We start from the raw sequence: 22,001 nt of genomic DNA on the forward strand, positions 1-22,001 counted from the left end.
TTCCTTTCTTAATCTAATTCACCCTGGCGCCAAGTGTACATCCAGAATGTTTGATTATTATTCAAAAATAACGCCAACATGTCTGGTATTATCTTGAAACCATCCTCTGAATTTGTAAAAACTGTTAAAATTTCTTGAGTTTCCGGATAGGCAATAAAAAAGCAACGAAAGCCAGGGTTGGATCCAGTATGCCAATAAGCAGTTCCAACCTCATTGATTTGCATGCGTAGACCTAATGCACAGGGTACATGCTGATCTTCCATGCTTACTTCTTTTCCTTTTTTCGCTTCAGCTGCTTTTTCCAACATCAGGTGATGCGTGCTGGGCTGTAAGCCGAAACCTTTGAAAATAGCCTTTTCGATAAATTTAGTATAGTCCAAAGCGGTCGTATATAAGGTATATGCCGCATTACTTTTGTGGTATTTTCCTAGTTTGCGAGGTTTTGCTCCAGAATAATGGCCTATAGCCGCATTTTTTTTCAATTTGTTCTTCCAAACTATTTCCGAATCTTTCATACCAAATGGTTTGAAGATTTCTTGCTCTACTAATTTTTTAAACGATTTTTTACTGATGTGTTCCAATGTTTTTTGGAGAAAATAAAACCCCTCACCCGAATACATATAATCTGCACCAGGAGTGAATTGAGCCGTCAAGGGCGTATTTCTCCAAGCCTCTGACGGAACATTGCCTTCCCAGTTCAAAAGTCCGGTACGATGCGTTAAAACCATTCTAGCGGTAATCAGATGTTTATAGGGATGATTCTTTAATCGATCGTATTGATAATAGTCCCACAATGGTTTGTCTAAGCTGATCAAACCCTTGTCCATGTACCGAAAGAACACGTATGCGGCCAATACTTTGGTTAAGGAAGCTGCTTGAAATACGGTATGGTAGTCTACATGGTCAAGTTCTTTGCTTTTTTTAAACCCTAGTCCTGTATAACTGAAAGTGCCATTTTGATGATAAGCATAAGAGATACCAGGAATACTATCTCGTTGTAGCAATTGATAAACCTCCTTCCACTTTAGGCTATGGTTGTCCTTAGGTTCTGTTAATGGACTTGTTTGGCCATAGGTAAAATTTGAAAAGCAGGTTAAAATATAACAAGTTGCTATAAACCAGATTTTATTGACGAATAGCTTTTGGTAAAGTATCATGATTTAAGGCGTTGTATTTTTTCAAAATTTTCAAAGTCTCATTAATTGGGATGGCACTGACTGTTCTACCGTTTATACCCTTCATATCTTCAGCCATAAACATAGAGTTTAAGATTGCTTCTTCCGTTGCTTCCCAAACAGCTAAAAACAATGGGGACATAAAATCATTTCCCATTTCCTCCGTTTCAAGACTTATGTTTTTCATTTCATGTGAAACACGATTGCTGGGGTTGGTGCTGAAAGCAATGGAATAATCCCCACTGCCATTGGAAGAAAAGGAACCTACATTCCCAAAGGCGATGTAAGAACGCTTTGCCAATCGTTCTAAGTTTCTAGGGGATAGTGGAGCATCAGTCGCAATGACAATCATACAAGAACCGTCTACTTTGTGAGTTTCCTTAGGTTGCTGCATATAGAAATTATGCATTTCTCGACCTACGGGTGCACCATTAATCTGCAGAATGCCGCCAAAATTACTTTGAACCAATACGCCAACGGTATAGCCTCCTTTAGAAGCCGGAAGTTTTCGAGAAGCAGTCCCGATACCACCTTTATACCCCAGGCATTCGGTACCCGTACCTGCCCCAACGTTTCCCTCCTGAACCGGTCCAGAACTCGCTTTTTCAATAGCATTTAAGACATCTTTTGCCTCAACATGACGACCACGAATATCGTTCAGTCCGCCATCGTTAGTTTCCCCTACCACTGTATTTACAGATCGTACTCGCTCATTCCCTGCTAATGCCAGCATGTAATCAATTAAGCCATCAGCTACTTTAGCTGCATTTAAGGTGTTCGTCAGTAGGATAGGAGTTTCTATATTTCCCAATTCTTGAATTTGGGAAATGCCCATCATTTTTCCGAAGCCATTGCCTACATAGACTGCAGCAGCCACTTTTTCTTGAAATAGATTCCCATCATGAGGAAGTATTGCCGTTACACCAGTTCGAATATGATCTCCCGCTATTAGGGTTTGATGGCCAACTTTTACGCCTGCCACATCCGTTATGGCATTGTTTTTTCCTGGTGTCAAAATTCCGATTTGGATTCCAAAATCTCGGATTCTACCTCTCTTTTCTTGTGCATGGGCGCTATTTACTAGCGCAATTAGGGCTAGCGCCATAATCGAAAATCGCTTATTCTTCATGTTGACTTTTAGATGAAGAACAAGTATACTGATTTCCGAAGAAAGCCATTCTAATTTTCCGTAAATTCTTGCTCTAAATTATCCATTCGTCGCTTTATGGAAGCTTCTATTCGAAAATCATCTATTTTGTCTATCGCCGTTTTCTCTACACGGACTTCCGTGTCAGATTCATAATAGTGAATTTCTTTTTGATTTTTCAACGCATTATCATAAGCATCGCGACCACTCATTAATTTGACAAATACAGGTAAACATTCGAAGAATATAAAGAGTAAGGCAATGAAAATAACGGCATATTCAGTAGATTGGTTTACGGTTCCATCGGGTTTCTTATGGAGATTACTCAATGCTGCATTTCGATCGGCAAAGCCTGCCACTTGAATCGCACTATCCAATGTTCTATCCGAAAGGATCCGCTGACTCATCAATCCTTCGGCAGTTTTCCTATTTAATAATTCGGACTCCTTAAGGTTAATGCGCGATCGTAAACTATCCAAATAAACTTCTTGCTTTTTGAGTTCCGCTTCTTTCATTTTAGCATAAGGGCCATAGCCCATAACTCCCGAAGTCTCTTGGGTTTTAGTTCCAAATATTTCATGATTCATTTGTTGCCTAGCCGTTTTAATACTTGCATCCATAGAATCTGCTTGGATTTTTAAAGCATTCATTTGACCATATTCAACCCGATATTTATTCTCAAAGGTTTTGTTTAAGGTGTCAATTTTTGCATTTTGCTGTACAAGGTATTCCGCACGAAGGTATTCTTTTATCTCCTTATCAAATATTTTTAATTCCAAAGGACGGGAGATAATCAAACCGATCAGAATTGCCAATAAAATTCGAGGTAAGGCTTGTAAGAACTGCATGCCCCCACTTTTACTTTTATCAATACTCAAAACGATATAGCGGTCTAAGTTGAAAATGGCTAAGCCCCAAATAGTACCAAATAGTAATGCGTATAATATCGCAAAATCACTCCCACTAAACACAAAATATAGCGCATAGCCACCTGCCAGAGCGGCAAACAATCCAGTGAAGAAAATTGTAGCCCCTATGCTTAGGTATTTATTATGCTCTTCAGGATATTTCAATAAACTGGCTTTATGAATACCTGCACACCACCAAAAGAAATCTTTCATGTTTTAATAGTTTGTCTATTAGACGAATAAATCAAATATATGTTACATTTAAATTATTAATAATTTAACAATGTGATGAGATAAGTCTTGGAAATGCTTGTTAATAATTTTAAATTATCTTTACCTTTGCACAAAAATTTGAATTAAAAGATCTTAGAATGACTAAAAAGAGTTTTTTACCCTACTGCGTGGTCTTGGCCAGTATGATGGTAGGGTGTAACAACGAAGCTAAAAAGGAGGAAGCCGCACATTTGAAAAATCCACTAATAGCCAACTATGAAACCAATTTTGAGGTTCCACCATTTGATTTAATCAAAGATGAACACTTCAGACCCGCTTTTAAAGAAGCAATAGAACAGCACAATTTAGAAATCGATTCGATTGTAAATAATGAAGAAGCATCTTCATTTTTAAATACAATCGTTGCCCTAGAAAATGCAGGCGAACTATTAAATAAAGTAAACATTGTTTTTTTAAACTTAAACAGTGCCAATACCAACGATTCTTTAGGTGCAATTGATTTAGATCTTGCCCCAATTTTATCTGCACATTACGATGAGATTTCGATGAACCCAAAGTTATTTGGTCGTGTAAAATCGGTCTATGAGCAGCAGGCAGCCTTAGGTTTAGATGCAGAAGATTTAAAACTATTGGAGGAGACCTATAAGCGTTTTGTTCGTTCAGGAGCTAATTTAAATGATACCGATAAAGAAAAGTTGAAGAAAATCAATGCAGATATTTCGGTATTAACCAAAAAATTTAAGCAAAATTCTTTAGCAGAAACAAATGCTTTTGAGTTAGTAGTCGATAAGGAGGCTGATCTTGCCGGTTTACCCGAGGCATTAAAAGAAGCGGCAGCTGCAGTAGCTAAAGAAAAAGGAAAAGATGGCAAATGGGTATTTACCCTACAAAACCCATCTGTAATGCCATTCTTACAATATGCAGATAATCGCGAATTGCGTAAGAAAATTTGGAATGCATATCAGTTACGTGGTAATCAAGGTAATGAACAAGATAACAATAAGATCTTAATTGATATTGCGAATAAGCGTCTTGAAAAAGCCAAATTGTTGGGATATGATTCACATGCGGCCTATGTTTTGGAAAACTCCATGGCAGAAAATCCTGCGAATGTAAATAGCTTATTGAATAAATTATGGACTCCAGCGTTGAAAAAAGCAAAGGTAGAAGCCGCTGATATTCAAAAAGAAATTGTTGCTGCTAAGGATACGTTTAAGGTAGCACCTTATGATTGGCGTTATTATCAAGAGAAAATTCGTCAAAAAAGGTATGCATTAAACGAAGAGGAAATTAAACCTTATTTCAGTTTAGCGGATGTGCGTGAAGGTGCATTTGCAACTGCAAATAAATTATGGGGCATTACCTTTATTGCTTTGAATAATGTACCTGTTTATCATCCAGAAGTGGAAGTTTACGAAGTACGTGATAAAGATGGTTCACATTTAGGCTTATTATATGCCGATTTCTTTCCTCGGGATTCAAAACAATCGGGAGCTTGGATGACTTCCTATAGAAGTCAACGTAAAAAAGATGGTAAACGCATTGCACCAGTTATTTCTATCGTGTGCAATTTCACAAAACCAGTAGGTAAAAATCCAGCTTTATTAACCTTTGATGAAGCAAGTACCTTATTCCATGAGTTTGGTCATGCTTTACATGGATTGTTTTCAAATGTGAAATATAGAAGTTTGGCGGGTACATCCGTTCCACGTGATTTTGTGGAACTTCCATCACAAATAATGGAAAACTGGGCTTCTGATCCTGAAGTGTTAAAAAGTTATGCGAAGCATTTCCAAACCAAAGAAGCGATTCCTGATGCATTAATAGAAAAATTGCAAAAAGCAGGAACTTTTGATCAAGGTTTTGCGACGGTAGAATATTTGGCAGCTTCTATATTGGATATGAATTACCACAGTGCTACATCGGCCATTACAGCAGAAAATAGCAATGCGTTTGAAAAAGCAGCTATGCAAAAAATTGGATTGATTGATGCGATTATTCCAAGATACCGTAGTACCAATTTCAAACATATTTTTGAAGGTGGTTATTCTGCAGGATATTATAGTTACATCTGGTCGGAAGTATTAGATAGCGATGCTTTTGCTGCGTTTAAAGAAAAAGGATTGTACGACCCTGCTACAGCAGCGTCTTTCCGTAGCAATATCTTAGAGCGTGGAGGTACTGGAAACCCAGCAGAAATGTACCGTAAGTTTCGTGGTACAGACCCTGATCCAATTCACTTAATGAATAAAAGAGGATTAAATTAATTTTCTTCCAGTATAATTGAAAAGGGCTTGTATCTGCATGGATACAGGCCCTTTTTATTGAAGGTCTATTTTATCTCGCTTTTTTATACTTAAGATTAATTAGTCAATCTCCAATACCATAAGCGATATGGCGCTTATTTATTCTGCAATCTAGTGCTAAACTAGACTGGTTTTTCATTGGGTTTCTGTCGCATCTCCTTCGGAAATTTACGATGCTGTTTCAATGCATTTCCGACTAAGATCCGAAGGAGATCCGTAAGAGAGCAAGTCTTTTTGTTTTAAATGCCCACTATGATTTTTAATTTTTGGGTTTAATGCTGTGAGGTGATTCGCTTATCAAGTCTTCGCGCATTCAATGTTGCTGGGATAGGTAGATACAACATCGCGAAATCCCATTTTATGAGCAATGGGATTTATTTAATGATGAAAAAAGCTTATTCCGTTTTTAGCGGGGTTTCTATTTCATCAGCGTCTAATTCCAATAATTGTTCATAATTCTTATCTAGTTTTTTTACTAACCTGAGGTAAATAATGCGGTAGTAACCCTTGACGATAAAAATAAATAGCCATGCAAAAAGGCTCATCAATAGGATAACGATGATGGATACAAAAATGATTTCCCCAACATGGTTATTTTCTTGGTACCGATCATAAAGCACGGAGATACTGGAACAGGTGACGGCATAAATAATAAAATAGATATTAAATTTTATGTAGTAATTAACGGTTTTTCGTGTTTTTAAGATACTATTTAGTAGTTCCTTGGTGTTTTTGGTGTTTTTAATGTTTTTATATTGACTGAAAAAAATATACACAAAATAAACAATGATAAGGTAAGTCGCAATATCAACAAAGTCATTCATCACACGGAAAAAGATGTGTTCCGTATTCGGCTCTTTATCATAGAATAAATAGGCAATATTAAGCGCTAATCCTAAAAATAGTTCAATGACACTTATATAAAATATCCATTTCACAATGGAAGAAGAGTTTTTATGCAACATTCCACGGATTTCCTCTTTATTGATTTGAGGAAATTCTTCATTTTTTTGCCAGTGTTTTTTTAATAAATCTAACCCATCCATTAGACAACTCCTTTCTTAGCTAACATAACTTTTAATTTACTTTTGATGCGGTTCATTTTCACTCTTGCATTTACTTCGCTAATCCCAAGTGTTTCAGAAATTTCTGCATAATCTTTATCTTCCAAATACATGTATACCAGCGCTTTGTCAATATCATTCAATTGCCTCACGGCATCATACAAGTGTTTGAGTTGCTCCTCTTCATCGGCATTGTATTCTTCATAACGGATGTTGGCGAAGGATTGATCCCATTCTACCAAGGTTATTTTGGTTCGTTTTCCCCGATAAAGAGAAATTGCTGTATTTAAAGAAACTCGATAAGCCCAAGTAGAAAACTTAGCGTCTCCTTTAAATTTTGGATATGATTTCCAAAGTTGAATCACCATTTCTTGGAACAAATCCTGATGTGCATCTAAATCTGCAGTATATAGTTTGCAGATTTTGTGGAGAATATTTTGATTATTTTCCAATAACACGACGAACTCTTGTTCCAGGTTGGTATTCATGTACGGTTATTTGTCTACAATAGTAGTGTTTTGTTACAATACCTGCGTACAATTTTTTAAATTCGCTGAATGGCAAAGTCAAAATCAGCATATTTCTGTCAATCTTGTGGCTATGAATCGCCCAAATGGTTGGGCCAATGTCCATCCTGCAAGCAGTGGAATAGTTTTGTCGAGGAGGTCGTCGAGAAAGCATCTTCTCGAGTCCCCGAGTGGCGTAGCAGTGCTAGTCCTGTAGGAGCGAGTAAGCGCACGAATAAGGCTGCGATAATTCATGAGATTGTTTATAGCGAAGAACAGCGTTTAGAAACGCTAGATCGTGAATTCAATCGGGTGTTAGGAGGAGGAATAGTGCCAGGTTCTTTGGTCTTGATCGGTGGAGAACCAGGAATTGGAAAATCGACCTTGATGCTGCAATTGGCTTTGGGACTACCCAAAGTGAAAACGTTATACATCTCTGGCGAAGAAAGTGAACAGCAAATAAAAATGAGGGCTGAACGCTTATCTCAGCATTCCAATGCCAACTGTTTTATTTTGACGGAAACGTCTATGCAGAACATCTTTAAGCAGATAGATCAGGTGGAGCCAAACGTGGTGGTGATCGATTCCATCCAAACATTACATACAGCTCAAATCGAATCAGCTCCTGGTTCGGTATCTCAAGTTCGAGAATGTACTGCGGAGTTATTGAGGTTTGCTAAAGAGACAAATACACCGGTTTTTATAGTGGGTCATATTACGAAAGATGGTTCCATTGCTGGGCCCAAAGTTTTGGAACATATGGTGGATACGGTTCTGCAATTTGAAGGCGATCGTCACCATGTATACCGGATTTTGAGAGCGGTTAAAAATCGATTTGGGTCTTCTTCCGAATTAGGGATTTATGAAATGCAAGGATCCGGTCTTCGGGAGGTTTCTAATCCCTCAGAGATCATGCTGTCGCAGCGCGAGGAACCTGTCAGTGGAGTGGCTGTTGCGGCTATGTTGGAAGGAATTCGTCCATTGATGATTGAAGTACAGGCTTTAGTGTCCAATTCTGCATTTGGAACGCCACAGCGGAGTTCTACCGGATTTGATACCAAACGTTTAAATATGTTATTGGCCGTGTTGGAGAAACGCTTTGGGTTTCGATTAAGTGCTCAGGATGTTTTTCTTAATATTGCCGGCGGACTTCGGGTTGAAGACCCAGCCATTGATTTGGCGGTAATAGCCTCCTTAATATCTTCTCAACAGGATATCGCATTGCCTTCAACGATTACGTTTGCAGGAGAAGTGGGTTTGTCTGGGGAAATAAGAGCAGTAAATCGCATCGAACAACGCATACAGGAAGCAGAGAAGTTAGGATTTGAACAAATATTTATCTCTAAATATAACAGTAAGGGGCTGGATGTAAAGAAATACCAGATCTTGGTAAGGCCTGTGGCTACCCTAGAAGACATCTTTAGGAATCTATTTGGTTAGCTGTTCTTGAAAAACAATAGGGCCATATGAATCATATGGCCCTATTATGTTATGCTGCATGAGCAGAATTATTTTATTAGTTCGGTTAATTTAGCTTCCAAAGCAGGGCCTCTTAAATTTGAAGCGATGATTTTCCCACTTGGGTCAATTAAAAAGTTTTGAGGAATTCCTTGGATTGCATACATAGGTACGACAATAGATTGCCAGAATTTCAAATCAGAAACATGAGGCCATTGCTCCAGCTTGTCATCCTTAATTGCTTTTAACCAAGCATCTTTGGCATTCTCACGATCTAATGACACCCCTAAAACGGTGAAATTTTTGTCTTTAAATTTATTAAAAGCCGCAACGACAGTTGGGTTTTCTTGACGACATGGTCCACACCAACTAGCCCAGAAATCTATTAATACATATTTTCCTCGTAGCGAAGATAAAGCTAATACATTTCCTGAGGTGTCTGGCAATGCAAATTCAGGAGCGATGCTACCTATGGAAACTGCTTTTAGCTTTTCAATTTTAGCGCTGATGCTTTGACCTTTTTTTGAGCTTTTTAATGTTGGATCAAATTTATCAAAAGTGGGAATGATAAAATCATTTAAATTTTCTGCAGAAACAGCTTGTTCTAAAAGATTTAATGCGACAAAACTTTTAAGATTATTAGCAATGTAGTCCAGATTGATTTTTTCTTGATTCTCATAAAGCTTACCTGCACGTTCTTGTAGGCTCGCGATAAAAGTTTGATCTTTCTTCTGCTCATCAGAAGCCTGTTCAAATTCTTTATTTAGAGCAGCAAATGAGGTTGTAAAATCTTTTGATAATTCTTTGTAAGCTAGGTAATCTTTATTGATATCCGTTCCGGAGATTGCAGCATCGGCTAGTTTAGCACCTTTCAGCTGAATTACACCTTTTGATAAGTACAAGGTTACATAGTCAGGTTGTTTCAATTCTCGTAAAGCCTTTCCTTCTGGTGATAAGGTCAAACGTGCTTCTGTCGGGATACTTACCGTTCCATTAAACGTAAATTCACCCTTGGAAACTGATGCTGAATCCAACATACGTTGGCCATCATTCGCATACATTAGATAGACTTTTGCGGGACTATCTACATTTTCAATCTTACCTTTTAAGGTAAAGTCTTCTTGTGCAAATAACAGGGCTGGTACCGCTGCTAATGTGCTTAAAATTAATCTCTTCATCTTCAATTAGTATAAATTATGAAGTAAATGTACAAATATCATTGCAATTTACCACCTGCCGCTAGCTCCGCCACCGCCAAATCCACCACCACCAAATCCACCGAAACCGCCACCTCCACCGAAGCCGCCACCACCAAATCCACCACCATCATCATCATCATTTCCGCCACGGCCTAAGGAGTTAAGTAATGTCCACCAAAATAAATCAGAAGCACCTTTACCACCCATCACTTTACCGCCACCGTTATTACCACCACCGCCGCGTTTGGATATTACACTAATGACGATAAATACAACAATGATAACGAATATGATTGGGATGCCACGACCACCTTCTGTCGATAATTTATGCTCATTAGGGTCTGCTTTGTATTCACCTTTGCTATAGGAAATCAAGGCATTAACTCCGCGATCAATCCCAGCGTAATATGCGCCTTGTCGGAATGCAGGCTTTATTTCATTTTCAATAATACGATAGGCTATGATATCTGGAATAGCGCCTTCCATGCCATATCCAGTACGAATAGTCATCGCACGATCGCCTAAGGCAACTAATAATAATATACCATTGTTATATTTTTTATCGCCAATACCCCATTTTTGGGCTAGTCGATCGCCATAATCTGCAATATCATAATCCCCGGTCGAATTCATAACGACCACCGCAATTTGAGAAGTAGTAGAGTCTTCAAAAGACAAAAGCTTCTGCTCTAATTGTTGTAATTCTGAAGCGGTAAGGGTATTGGTGTAATCGGTGACAAGTTTGTTAGGTACGGCAGGGAAATCCTGTGCAAAAGTGATAATAGATATGCTTATTAAAAGAAAGGTCGCATAAATAAATTTCGAGGATTTCGATAAGAATTGAACAGTTCTGTTCATAGGTTTATGATTTACCAAAATATATGTCGTTAGGTAGTTCATTAATGTCATCTTCCTTTCTAGGGAAATAGGTTGATAGTTGTTGTCCGGCCATTTGAATACCACTAATTAATCCATTTGTAAAATCTCCTTTACGAAAGAAATTTAACATTTCTTCCTTGGTGATTTCCCAAAAATCAGCAGGTACTTTTTGATTAATCCCTATATCGCCAATAATGGCAAATTGGTGATCATCGGTAGCTAAATAAATCAATACACCGTTCCGTTGGTTGGTTTTGTGCATGTTCAATTTTTCAAAATAGGAGGTCGCCTTTTTATAGACATCATCCCCCTTTAATCTTCTTTCCATGACCAGTCTAATCTCCCCGGAGGTTTGATTTTCAGCTAAGCTGATGGCCTGAACTACTTTCTCTTGCTCTTCTTGATTTAAAATCTCCATCTTCCCAAAAATAGAAAAGATGAATGCTGTAGCCTATGGTCGCAACACTCATCTTTACGTTTCATAAATATGATTATTTATTAAAATTGAACGGTTGGAGCTTTATCCGAACCTTCAGTAGCTTTGAATGTACCTTTTTGTTTGAAACCAAAGATACCCGACATAATATTGTTCGGGAAACTACGTACGGTGGTATTGTACTCTTGTACCGCTTCATTAAATGCTCTACGTTCTACAGAGATACGATTTTCTGTACCTTCTAATTGCGCCTGTAATTCTTGGAAATTCGAATTTGCTTTCAAATCAGGGTAAGCTTCTACACTGACTAATAAACGACCCAAAGACTGCGTTAGTGCATCTTGGTTTTGTTGGTAATTAGCTATAGCTTCTTCACTCAAATTAGCTGGATCTACAGATACAGAGGTAGCTTTAGCGCGAGCTTCTGTAACCGCAGTTAAAGTACCTTGCTCATGCTGAGCAGCTCCTTTTACGGTGTTTACAAGATTAGGAATTAAATCTGCTCGGCGTTGATATGCGTTTTCAACTTGAGCCCATTTTCCTTTTACATTTTCATCTTGGGAAACCATGGTATTGTATCCGCAAGAACTGAATGAAAGTGCTGTAAATAAACCTACGACTGCAATTAATAATCTTTTCATGTGTAATTTTTTACTTGTATTTTTTAAAATTAAGAAATAGTTTTTAATATATGCAATAACAAACCATATACCAATCCTGAACATAAAGGAAAATATGGCAGGAATTGGTAACTTTGTATGCTTTTGGGCTAAATCCCCAACCATATTATGCAAAAAGAAATTGAAATTGCCCTTAATCCCGAAGAACTCGATGCTCCCGATCGTATTCTACAGATGGGTTCAAAGAAGTTAAAAGTCACTCTTGAACGTATTCAAGGTTTCCATATCCGCAAAAGGTCTATTGATGCGCGTGCTAAGCAAGTGCTTTTTAGACTAAGGGTTGTGTATTTTATTGATGAACCCGTAGAATTGCCGAAGCATATCTCCGCTTTACAATCGGTGCAGGATGCAACAGCTGTTATAATAATTGGAGCGGGCCCCGCAGGCTTATTTGCCGCGTATCGTTGTATTGAGCGTGGATTGAAGCCTATTGTTATCGAGCGAGGGAAGGCTGTTCAGGATCGTCGAAGGGACTTGGCGAAAATAAATAGGGAAGGAATCGTAAATCCGGAATCTAACTATTGTTATGGTGAAGGAGGCGCTGGAACTTATTCTGATGGCAAACTATATACCCGATCTAACAAGCGTGGTGATGTGCAGAAAGTGCTGTCTATTTTTGTGGAACATGGAGCTACGGAAGATATTTTGGTAGATGCACGACCTCATATTGGGACGAACAAATTGCCTCATATTATTGAAAGTATGCGTCAACGCATCATCGAATGTGGCGGAGAAGTTCATTTTGACGCGAAAGCCATCGATATAACCGCTAGTTTTGGAAAAGTGACTGGTGTTAAATTGGAAAATGGGGAATGGTTAAAAGCTGCACATGTTGTATTAGCAACAGGACACTCTGCTCGGGATATCTTCGAATTGTTCCGTAGCAAAGGCTGGCAACTGGAAGCGAAACCTTTTGCATTAGGGGTTCGCATCGAACATCCTCAGGCCATTATTGATCAAGCACAATACCATTGTTCGGTACGTCCAGAAAATCTACCACCAGCTTATTATAGTTTAGTAGAACAAGTTGATGAACGGGGTGTATTTTCATTTTGTATGTGCCCTGGAGGAATAATAGCCCCATGTGCGACGGATCATTCTGAAATTGTGGTGAATGGATGGTCTCCCTCCAAACGCAATAATCCTCACGCAAATTCGGGAACTGTTATTCAAATAAATTTGGAAGATGTTGCTAATGCCGCTGAAGACCCTTTTGCACTATTGAATTTTCAACGCGAGATTGAACAGCGGGCTTTTACATTGGGTGGGGGAAATTTAGTGGCTCCAGCGCAACGTATGGTCGATTTTGTTCAGCATAAAGTATCCCTAGACTTGCCCGATAATTCGTATAAACCAGGAACGCGATCGGTAGACTTAAGAGAGGTATTGCCATCCTTTGTCTATCGGGCATTGCAGGGGGCTTTACCTATTTTTGGTAAAAAAATGAAAGGCTATTACACAAACGAAGCGATCTTGGTAGGCGTGGAATCAAGAACTTCTTCGCCTATTCGAATTCCAAGAGATAAAGATACCTTGCAGCATCCAGATGTTCAAGGATTGTATCCATGTGCAGAGGGGGCAGGTTATGCAGGTGGGATTGTTTCTGCAGCGATCGATGGGATGAATTGTATTGATGCCATAACGGTCTAATTCACAAATTATAGCAATTACGGTAAGAAAAAAATACCTTAAAATATTGATAAAACCTGTCTATTGTTGTATTTTTGAGGCAGCAAAAGCGAAAGTAGCTCAGTTGGTAGAGCACAACCTTGCCAAGGTTGGGGTCGCGAGTTCGAATCTCGTCTTTCGCTCAGAAAAACTTCCTAATCAGGGAAGTTTTTTTTATTTTAGACTATGCAAATATTTAAACCAAAGTTAGATTTTAAGTCCTACGGCAAGGTTTATTTATGGATTTCTCCATTGTTTTTCTTGTTCCTTGCGCTAGAAAGAGATTTTTGGAAATCAATACAGTTTTTGCTGATCCAATACGGTATAATCACGCTAGTTTTCTTGATAATTCAATGGACGACAAGGTACCGCCTGTTTGAAGGGAAGATTTATTACCGCAGTTTTTTTCTTTTTGGATCTATTCGGATTAAAGATATTCATAAAATAGAGGTAGGCAGAACGCTATGGGTAGGAATGAAACCTGCCACTGCGGAGCATGGAATCATCGTATACTATAATAGATACGATGAAATTTATTTTTCGCCTCAAAGTAATCAAGAGATGGTTGATGCCTTATTGGAAATCAATCCGGATATTTCTGTGAACTACACATCATCCGGATGATTAGAATGATGTACAGTGAATTTTCTGCGCGATTGGCGCGCTTAGTTATCCTTCGTCATATTCATTAAGGAAGGAGTTAAATAAGACATCACTCCGACGAGCATAAGCGCTATACCAGCGATAATAAAGGCATTGGCAACGCCTAATATGTCGGCAATGGAACCAGCAAATAATAATCCAACCAAACTGGGAATAATAGCAAAACTAAAATATAACGAAAATACCCTTCCTAACATTTCTGGGGGTACTCTTTCTTGAATGATAGTCATAAATGTTGCGGAAAAGATAGACATCGCTAAGCCTCCAAAACCGGTAACTAAGACAAATGCTGGGAACCAATTGGAGGGGAAGATTCCTGATAGGACAAAGGTAAGTCCAAGCAGGATGTGCATGGCATTTAAAAGGATAATCTTGGAGAGTTTAATTTTAAAAATGCTTAGCAAGGAACCCCCAATAAGCATTCCAATACCCCAAATGACTTCGATGACACTCATTTCAAATTCCTTGCCTCCAAAATGATCTATGGTTAACAATGGAAAGAGGATTGCTATTGGTAAGATCGCCATGGTTGCTATCATGGAATACAAGAACATCATTCGAATGCCACGGTGCCTGTAAATAGCCGCTAGTCCAATTCTTAAATCGCTTATCACTTGTTTTATGGATCCTTTTGTATGGACACGAAGGTGTGGTATGTGTACAAATAATAAGCTACAGATTGCCATGGCAGCGCCTATCACATCCAGGTAGATAACTTTATTGATGGGTAGGCTGGCAATTGCCAAGGTGCCTAATGCGGGGCCAGCAATGCTACTGATGGACTGTAACATTTGATTGATCCCTGCTACACGTAGTAATTGATCTTCGGGTACTAATAAGGGTGCTATGGCTTGCATAGCTGGGGAATGAAAAGCGGAACCTATGGATCTGCAGGCCATCAATAAATAGAGTAGGTGTAAAGAAACATGGCCATCCTTGATGGCAAACGTCATGAGAATGGTACAGCAGGCAATAAATAAATCTGCAAATATCATGACCTTCTTTCGGTTCCATCGATCGATGTATACTCCAGCAAATGGACCTATAAGCCCTTGTGGCAATAAACCAGCGATTGCTGAAAAGGCTAATACTTCTGCAGATTTGTATTCAATACTTAGCCAGATGATAATAGCGAAATTTACAGCTGAACTGCTTAATAAGGAGATGAATTGTCCTGTCCAGATGAAAATATAGGTTCGGAACCAATGTTTCTTTTCCATGAATGTGAGCTGTACAGCTAAATTATTGCTTTTTTCGTTAAGTGAATGTTGTGCTGTGGTAAATTAAATCTTAATTATTTACCCTTGGAATATTTTAATCTCTAAGCTTGATGGTTCGTCAATAAATTTTCCAAAGGGTAAAATTAGTTAAAATGAGAACAATTAAAAATTGCTGTACCGGAACACTTTTTGATGGTTCAGGCTAATGCATAAAAAAAGCGTTTAAGCTCAGGCCTAAACGCTTTATTACTAAAACTACACTACTAATTTCTTTCTAGTCCTTTTGCTACTAATTCTTCGACGAAGGTTCTAACAACTTCATTCGAGAATCGAGAAGTTACATCAAATGCAAATGCATGGACTAATAATATTCGGGCACTTTCTTCGCCAATACCTCTAGCGCGTAAATAAAACAAAGCTTCATCGTCAAACTGTCCCATGGTACAACCGTGAGAACATTTTACATCGTCGGCAAATATTTCTAATTGAGGTTTGGTATAAACCGTTGCATGATCACCAATTAACATATTGTTATTTTGTTGAAATGCATTGGTCTTTTGTGCATCTTCACGAACAAATATTTTTCCGTTAAATACAGCAACCGAATTATCTTGAGGAATATTTTTATACCATTCGTAAGATTCACAATGCGGTTTCATATGATCTACTACCGTATGGTTATCTACAAATTGCTTGTCTGCTAATAAATTGATACCGTATAAATGAGATTCAACGTTTTCATCATCTAATCTGACGTTAATATCATTTCTAACAAAACTAACGCCTGGGAAATTACAATTGTAATTGTTGTATAAGCTATGTTTTGTTTGGTATACTTCTGTATGATTGATATAACTACTTTGGTTGGATGCCAATTGTAAATAATAGTGTTGCAGCTTGGCATTCTCTTGAAGAACAATTTCAGCAACTTTATTATTTAAATTAGGAACAGCTTCACCTACTGTAATAAATGTTTCAATAATTTCAGCCTCCGCATTAGTTTCTAAGACATACAAGTTTCTAGTTTGTGTAAAGAAATCTTGTTTTCCAGAAGAAACATGGATAATTTGAATAGGCTTGGATACAACTTTGTTTTTAGGGATTTCCAAGTAAATACCTGAAGTATGCAAGGCAGTATTTAGTGCAACTAGCGCTGAGTCTGTTTTATCCGCATGTTTTGCGAAATGTTTTTTAAAGTTAACTTCCTCTTGAGCTTCTTCAATTGGCTTTAATACCAATCCAACTTCATCTTCTAAGGATGAAAACGCTAAAATGTATTGCCCATTAACAAGTACGATGCGGTGTGCATCTAAGCCTGGAATATCAGCTCTACTTAAATCAAGATTTGCTACATCAACATCTTCATTCAATAAGTAAGTTTTGTTTACTAATTGATGGATATTGGTATATTTCCAATCTTCATTTTTAACAGTAGGGAATCCTAATGTTTGAAAACGCTCAAAAGCTTCCCTTCTTTGGGTGTTTACTGAAGGCGTATCATTACTATGGTCCAAATCTCCAAAAGTTGAAACCAACTGTTGAAATAAGGAATTTGCTACTAATGTACTCATGTTATTTGTTGTCAATCCGCTCATTACCTATTCTCTATTAATGCCTTAGGCGTTCTGCGCATCTAGTTCTTTTAACCAATCGTAACCTTTTTCTTCAAGTTCTAATGCTAATTCTTTAGGACCTGATTTAACAATTCTTCCGTTGTACAATACATGCACAAAGTCAGGAACAATATAATCTAATAAACGTTGGTAGTGTGTAATAACTACAAAAGCATTGCCTTCAGAACGCAATTGATTTACACCATTTGCTACAATTCTTAATGCATCAATATCTAAACCTGAATCTGTTTCATCCAAAATAGAAAGCTTTGGATTTAACATAGCCAATTGAAATATTTCATTACGTTTCTTTTCTCCACCAGAGAAACCTTCATTTAATGAACGATTCGCTAGGTTAGCGGAGAATTCAACAAGCTTTTGCTTGTCTTTAACCATTTGCAAGAATTCTTTAGCTTCCATAGGTGGAAGGCCTTTGTATTCGCGGATATCATTAACGGCAGTTTTCAAAAAGTTGATGTTTGAAACACCAGGGATTTCTACTGGATATTGGAATGCTAAGAATAAACCCTCTCTAGCACGATCTTCTGGGGATAAATCCAATAAATCTACGCCATCCAATAGTGCTGAACCTGAAGTTACCTCGTAGGCATCTCTACCTGCCAATACATTACCCAAGGTGCTTTTACCTGCTCCATTAGGCCCCATAATAGCATGAACTTCCCCAGCTTTAACTTCTAAATTTAATCCTTTTAATATTTCTTTGTCTTCAATAGACGCATGCAAATTTTTTATGCTTAACATATCTTTTTCTTGAGTATGCGTTGGTTTTCAATTGTTTCTGCTTACCAGCGCGTAAACTATATTATTCTTATCCTACAGATCCTTCTAATGAGATCGCTAATAATTTTTGTGCTTCAACAGCAAATTCCATTGGTAATTGATTCAAAACCTCTTTGGCGTAACCATTGACAATAAGTCCTACGGCTTTCTCCGAATCTATACCTCGTTGATTTAAATAAAACACTTGATCCTCTCCAATTTTAGAAGTGGTTGCTTCGTGCTCTAATTTTGCTGATTTGTTTTTGTTTTCAATGTATGGGAAGGTATGCGCTCCACAACGATCGCCAATTAACAAACTATCACATTGTGTAAAGTTTCTTGAATTGTCGGCATTTGGACCTATTTTTACTAAGCCGCGGTAGCTGTTGTGGCTAGTTCCAGCAGAGATTCCTTTAGAAATAATTTTAGAACGGGTATTCTTTCCTAAATGAATCATTTTTGTACCGGTGTCGGCTACCTGCTTATTACGTGTCATTGCCACGGAATAAAACTCTCCTACAGAATGATCACCTTTCAAAATAACTCCAGGATATTTCCATGTAATCGCTGAACCGGTTTCTACTTGAGTCCATGAGATTTTAGAATAATCGCCTTTACATATTCCTCGTTTTGTTACGAAGTTGAAAATACCACCTTTTCCATCTTTATCTCCTGGATACCAGTTCTGAACGGTAGAATATTTAATTTCCGCATTGCGTAAAGCAACCAATTCTACGACCGCCGCATGTAATTGATTTTCATCACGCATAGGTGCTGTACATCCTTCTAAATAAGAAACATAAGAGTCTTCTTCTGCAATAATTAATGTACGCTCAAATTGGCCGGTATTCTGAGCATTTATACGGAAGTAGGTAGATAATTCCATTGGGCAACGAACGCCTTTTGGAATAAATACGAAAGATCCATCCGAAAATACAGCAGAGTTTAATGCGGCGTAGATATTATCTGTTTGAGGAACCACAGTTCCTAAATATTCTTTAATTAATTCAGGATGCTCTTGAACAGCTTCTCCGAATGAACAAAATATTACGCCTTTCTCTTTCAGTTTCTCGCGGAAGGTAGTTTTAACAGAAACCGAGTCAAATACAGCATCTACGGCAACTACGCCTGCTAAAATCTTCTGCTCATCCAAAGGAATGCCTAATTTTTCAAACGTAGCTAATAATTCAGGATCTACCTCGTCTATACTGTCCAATTGCTTCTTCGCTTTGGGTGCAGCATAATAGGATAATTCTTGAAAATCTACATCTGGATTTTTGAAGTTTTGCCAGGAAGGCATACTCATGGACATAAAATGACGGAAAGCTTTCAACCGCCACTCTAATAACCATTCAGGCTCATTTTTCTTACTAGATATTAAACGAACGGTATCTTCATTTAGCCCTTTTGGAGCTATATCCATTTCAATTTCCGTCGTAAATCCGTATTTATATTCTTCGAGCTCTAACTCTTTTAATAAATCGTCGTCCTTGGTGCTCATATCACGTTCACTTTAAATATAGGTAAACACCTATTCTATTTGATTTGCAAAGTTACGACTTAAATTGCACATAAACGTCAATTTCATGACCTTTCATACGGTATAAGGATAAAAAAAATGACAAATGTCACTTATTTGCCAATTCAAGCGATTTGTAAGAATTACAATTTTACAATAGCATGATCTTAATAGTTTTTGTTGATATATTTAGTTATACGTAATCGATGAAACTTATATGATGATGTAATTAATTTATCCTAAGTATGATATTATAATTTTACCAAATTAAATTTTGTATATTTATGATTCTTTAATTTATTTGAACTCCTATGTCTTACCAACCTGATAAAACAGATCTAAAAATTCTAAAACTTCTCCAAGAGAATGGCAGGATCACTAATTTGCAATTAGCTTCAAATATTGGGCTCTCACCGGCACCAACGCTTGAACGTGTGCGTAAATTAGAAAACTCTGGTTTCATTAAAAGTTATCATGCGTTTGTGGATGAGGAGAAATTAGGATTAGGGATAAAGTCTTTTATTCAGGTTTCTTTAGATTTTCATACACACAATGCAATTCCTGAATTTGTGGAAGCTGTGAGAGCAATCCCTGAAGTAACCGAATGTCATCACGTGACGGGTAACTGCGATTTTATTCTTAAAGTTTATGTGAAAGATATTAAGGCATATGAAGGAGTGATCATGGAGAAAATTTCAAAAATCCCATTTGTGAAAACCTTTCAGACGATGATGATCATGTCGACCAGTAAGAAAGAACCTATTGTACCTTTAGAATATTAATTTCCATATGGCTTACAATGACTTAGCAATCATACTTACTTGGCCTGATGCATTGATTCGGGGTGATGAAAAATGGATGATGTTTTTCAAGAAAATAGGATTAGTCAAAAACTTAAATTTTAAGGTTGGTCATACAGCCGTAGTAATTATTAAAAGGACAAGTGGAGAAATGCTATTTTATGATTTTGGGAGGTATATCACGCCCAGAGGATATGGTAGAGCAAGGTCTCAAGACTCGGATCCTTTATTGCAAATCCAATTAAAAGCGCAAATTCAAGAAGACAAAATAGAAAATTTAGTAGAGATTTTACAACATTTTGAAGACATGAAGTCGGTGATGTATGGTGAAGGGAGGGTGTTTTTTAATGTAGTGAACCATATAAATTTTGGATTAGCAAAAGCGTATGGGGATGCCTGTGTAACGCAAGGAACCTACCCTTATGGCGCAGTGGCTAAAAATAACAATAACTGCTCTCGATTTATTACCAGGATGTTGATGAAGTCTAGTGTGAAATATACCTACTGGCACTCCATCAATTTTCCAGAAACCATCAAAGCAAGTCCTATAAGTAATATTGTTAATGTGAATAACAATAGGCAAGTTTATAGTTATGTGCCTGAACAGGGTATTCAAAGTTTTAAAATGAACCGTTGGCAATCCTTTTTATTTTTGGTGAAACAAATTGGGGATAATATGGTGAAGTCTAAAGCAAGTTTCCTTCCTAATGATAAAATTATTGGGGCAGTGCTATACACCTCTAAGCCCATTACAGTTCCTAAACAAGCCAAATATTTAGGTGGAGTAGGGGATGGCGCATGGTATTATGTACATCCAAGAACAGACAATCAGTTTGAAATAAGCCGTTTTTCTAGCCAAGGGATATTAGAATATGTGGTCATTGGTAAGCCTTCTAGTCCTATAAATCTGCAAGATCCTTGGGATATTGCTTATGATAGCCATTTGCTATTTACACATATTATTCAAGGCAATACCAAAATAAAAATCAATCACATTAAACAGTTACCTATTGCCGATTACAAGTATATTAATTTATTAGAGCGCTTAGCCTAAACTTGCCAATCAATCGGCTCAAGATGGTTTTTTACCAAGAAAGCATTTGTTTTTGAAAAGGGTTTACTTCCAAAGAATCCTCTGTATACAGATAATGGTGAAGGGTGTACTGAAGTAAGGATTAAATGTTTCTGTTGATTTATTAAAACGGATTTTTTGATGGCATAATTACCCCATAATAAAAATACGATATGTGGACATTGATCTGATAGCTGTTGGATGATCTGATCTGTAAATTGTTCCCATCCTTTTTTCTGGTGTGATCCCGGCTCATGGGCACGAACCGTTAATGTTGCATTCAATAGTAAAACTCCTTGGGTAGCCCAGGTGGTTAAATCTCCATGATTAGGCTGCTGAAAGCCAGGGATATCGGTGGACAATTCGGTGTAAATGTTTTTTAAACTTGGGGGAATGGCAATTCCTTTGGGTACAGAGAAAGATAGGCCGTGCGCTTGACCAATGTTATGATAGGGATCTTGACCTAAAATCACCACCTTTAGTTTGGACAGTGCTGTTAAATTAAATGCATTAAATACGAGTTCTTGTGCTGGGAATATTTCTTTTTGAAGACGTTCCTCTTGAATGAATTGGAACAATCTGCTCATATTCGTTGTTTCCAATAATGGCTTTAGGATGGTTTCCCAACTTGGATCGTATGGTATCGACATGCTGATAAATGTAATTTTATTTTA

At 37.6% G+C, this 22,001-nt stretch carries 20 protein-coding genes and 1 tRNA gene; 7 read left to right on the plus strand and 14 right to left on the minus strand.

Features of this window, described 5'->3' with window-relative positions; genetic code table 11:
- Positions 1 to 8: 8 nt before the first annotated feature.
- From ACFRAE_RS12295 to ACFRAE_RS12305, 3 genes are read right to left on the minus strand one after another with little or no spacing between them, the layout of a single operon-like run.
- Positions 9 to 1,157, minus strand: coding sequence for a serine hydrolase domain-containing protein (locus ACFRAE_RS12295; RefSeq protein WP_422797459.1), 1,149 nt, complete (start codon positions 1,155 to 1,157; stop codon positions 9 to 11).
- Positions 1,126 to 2,304: a P1 family peptidase gene (locus ACFRAE_RS12300; RefSeq protein ID WP_422797460.1), complete on the minus strand. Its 1,179-nt coding sequence runs from the start codon at positions 2,302 to 2,304 to the stop codon at positions 1,126 to 1,128. Before ACFRAE_RS12300 ends, ACFRAE_RS12295 begins: the two co-directional genes overlap by 32 nt.
- 50 nt (positions 2,305 to 2,354) lie before the next feature.
- Positions 2,355 to 3,443, minus strand: coding sequence for a DUF4407 domain-containing protein (locus ACFRAE_RS12305; protein ID WP_422797461.1), 1,089 nt, complete (start codon positions 3,441 to 3,443; stop codon positions 2,355 to 2,357).
- Positions 3,444 to 3,601: 158 nt separating this feature from the next.
- Here ACFRAE_RS12305 and ACFRAE_RS12310 point away from each other — a divergent pair, with 158 nt between their 5' ends.
- Positions 3,602 to 5,731: a M3 family metallopeptidase gene (locus ACFRAE_RS12310; RefSeq protein WP_422797462.1), complete on the plus strand. Its 2,130-nt coding sequence runs from the start codon at positions 3,602 to 3,604 to the stop codon at positions 5,729 to 5,731.
- A gap of 434 nt (positions 5,732 to 6,165) precedes the next feature.
- Here ACFRAE_RS12310 and ACFRAE_RS12315 read toward each other — a convergent pair whose 3' ends face one another.
- Together ACFRAE_RS12315 and ACFRAE_RS12320 are read right to left on the minus strand one after the other, a co-directional pair.
- A complete protein-coding gene (locus ACFRAE_RS12315) occupies positions 6,166 to 6,816 on the minus strand; it encodes a hypothetical protein (RefSeq protein WP_422797463.1) in 651 nt (216 codons plus the stop codon).
- Positions 6,816 to 7,322 carry an RNA polymerase sigma factor gene (locus ACFRAE_RS12320; RefSeq protein WP_422797464.1) on the minus strand — a complete coding sequence of 169 codons (507 nt, stop codon included), beginning with the start codon at positions 7,320 to 7,322 and terminating at the stop codon, positions 6,816 to 6,818. Before ACFRAE_RS12320 ends, ACFRAE_RS12315 begins: the two co-directional genes overlap by 1 nt.
- A gap of 69 nt (positions 7,323 to 7,391) precedes the next feature.
- Here ACFRAE_RS12320 and radA point away from each other — a divergent pair, with 69 nt between their 5' ends.
- A complete protein-coding gene (radA, locus tag ACFRAE_RS12325) occupies positions 7,392 to 8,780 on the plus strand; it encodes a DNA repair protein RadA (RefSeq protein WP_422797465.1) in 1,389 nt (462 codons plus the stop codon).
- Between the two features lie 68 nt (positions 8,781 to 8,848).
- Here the strand turns inward: radA and ACFRAE_RS12330 are convergent, their stop codons facing one another.
- The 4 genes from ACFRAE_RS12330 to ACFRAE_RS12345 all read right to left on the minus strand — a co-directional run bounded on the left by ACFRAE_RS12330 (position 8,849) and on the right by ACFRAE_RS12345 (position 11,953).
- On the minus strand, positions 8,849 to 9,976 hold the full coding sequence (locus tag ACFRAE_RS12330; protein WP_422797466.1) for a redoxin domain-containing protein: 1,128 nt from the start codon (positions 9,974 to 9,976) through the stop codon (positions 8,849 to 8,851).
- Between the two features lie 48 nt (positions 9,977 to 10,024).
- On the minus strand, positions 10,025 to 10,855 hold the full coding sequence (locus ACFRAE_RS12335) for a TPM domain-containing protein (protein ID WP_422797467.1): 831 nt from the start codon (positions 10,853 to 10,855) through the stop codon (positions 10,025 to 10,027).
- A 4-nt stretch (positions 10,856 to 10,859) separates the two neighbouring features.
- Entirely contained in the window at positions 10,860 to 11,294 is a 435-nt protein-coding gene (locus ACFRAE_RS12340) for a TPM domain-containing protein (protein WP_422797468.1), read from the minus strand.
- 80 nt (positions 11,295 to 11,374) lie between these two features.
- Positions 11,375 to 11,953 (minus strand): LemA family protein, encoded by a 579-nt coding sequence (locus ACFRAE_RS12345; RefSeq protein ID WP_422797469.1) that lies wholly within the window; start codon positions 11,951 to 11,953, stop codon positions 11,375 to 11,377.
- 147 nt (positions 11,954 to 12,100) lie between these two features.
- Here ACFRAE_RS12345 and ACFRAE_RS12350 point away from each other — a divergent pair, with 147 nt between their 5' ends.
- From ACFRAE_RS12350 to ACFRAE_RS12360, 3 genes are all read left to right on the plus strand, one after another.
- Positions 12,101 to 13,642 (plus strand): NAD(P)/FAD-dependent oxidoreductase, encoded by a 1,542-nt coding sequence (locus ACFRAE_RS12350; protein ID WP_422797470.1) that lies wholly within the window; start codon positions 12,101 to 12,103, stop codon positions 13,640 to 13,642.
- Between the two features lie 88 nt (positions 13,643 to 13,730).
- Positions 13,731 to 13,803 (plus strand) — tRNA-Gly (locus ACFRAE_RS12355).
- A gap of 43 nt (positions 13,804 to 13,846) precedes the next feature.
- Positions 13,847 to 14,284, plus strand: a complete 438-nt coding sequence (locus ACFRAE_RS12360) for a PH domain-containing protein (RefSeq protein ID WP_422797471.1) — start codon at positions 13,847 to 13,849, stop codon at positions 14,282 to 14,284.
- A 41-nt stretch (positions 14,285 to 14,325) separates the two neighbouring features.
- Here ACFRAE_RS12360 and ACFRAE_RS12365 read toward each other — a convergent pair whose 3' ends face one another.
- The 4 genes from ACFRAE_RS12365 to sufB form a co-directional block, all read right to left on the minus strand.
- Positions 14,326 to 15,543 (minus strand): MFS transporter, encoded by a 1,218-nt coding sequence (locus ACFRAE_RS12365; RefSeq protein WP_422797472.1) that lies wholly within the window; start codon positions 15,541 to 15,543, stop codon positions 14,326 to 14,328.
- A 263-nt stretch (positions 15,544 to 15,806) separates the two neighbouring features.
- A complete protein-coding gene (gene sufD / locus ACFRAE_RS12370) occupies positions 15,807 to 17,114 on the minus strand; it encodes a Fe-S cluster assembly protein SufD (protein WP_422797473.1) in 1,308 nt (435 codons plus the stop codon).
- A 45-nt stretch (positions 17,115 to 17,159) separates the two neighbouring features.
- On the minus strand, positions 17,160 to 17,918 hold the full coding sequence (sufC, locus tag ACFRAE_RS12375; protein ID WP_422797474.1) for a Fe-S cluster assembly ATPase SufC: 759 nt from the start codon (positions 17,916 to 17,918) through the stop codon (positions 17,160 to 17,162).
- Positions 17,919 to 17,985: 67 nt separating this feature from the next.
- Positions 17,986 to 19,437 (minus strand): Fe-S cluster assembly protein SufB, encoded by a 1,452-nt coding sequence (gene sufB, locus ACFRAE_RS12380; protein ID WP_422797475.1) that lies wholly within the window; start codon positions 19,435 to 19,437, stop codon positions 17,986 to 17,988.
- 329 nt (positions 19,438 to 19,766) lie between these two features.
- On the opposite strand from sufB, the gene ACFRAE_RS12385 reads away from it, so the two are divergent.
- The gene (locus ACFRAE_RS12385) at positions 19,767 to 20,237 is read left to right on the plus strand and encodes an Lrp/AsnC family transcriptional regulator (RefSeq protein ID WP_422797476.1); all 471 of its coding nucleotides are present in this window, start codon (positions 19,767 to 19,769) and stop codon (positions 20,235 to 20,237) included.
- A 7-nt stretch (positions 20,238 to 20,244) separates the two neighbouring features.
- The gene (locus tag ACFRAE_RS12390) at positions 20,245 to 21,309 is read left to right on the plus strand and encodes a DUF6695 family protein (protein ID WP_422797477.1); all 1,065 of its coding nucleotides are present in this window, start codon (positions 20,245 to 20,247) and stop codon (positions 21,307 to 21,309) included.
- Here ACFRAE_RS12390 and ung read toward each other — a convergent pair.
- Complete coding sequence (ung, locus tag ACFRAE_RS12395; RefSeq protein ID WP_422797478.1) at positions 21,306 to 21,977, minus strand: uracil-DNA glycosylase; 672 nt, start codon at positions 21,975 to 21,977, stop codon at positions 21,306 to 21,308. The genes ACFRAE_RS12390 and ung overlap by 4 nt on opposite strands.
- Positions 21,978 to 22,001: the final 24 nt, after the last annotated feature.

This window comes from Sphingobacterium sp. HJSM2_6, from assembly GCF_049316305.1.
In the GTDB taxonomy this organism is placed as follows: Bacteria; Bacteroidota; Bacteroidia; order Sphingobacteriales; family Sphingobacteriaceae; genus Sphingobacterium.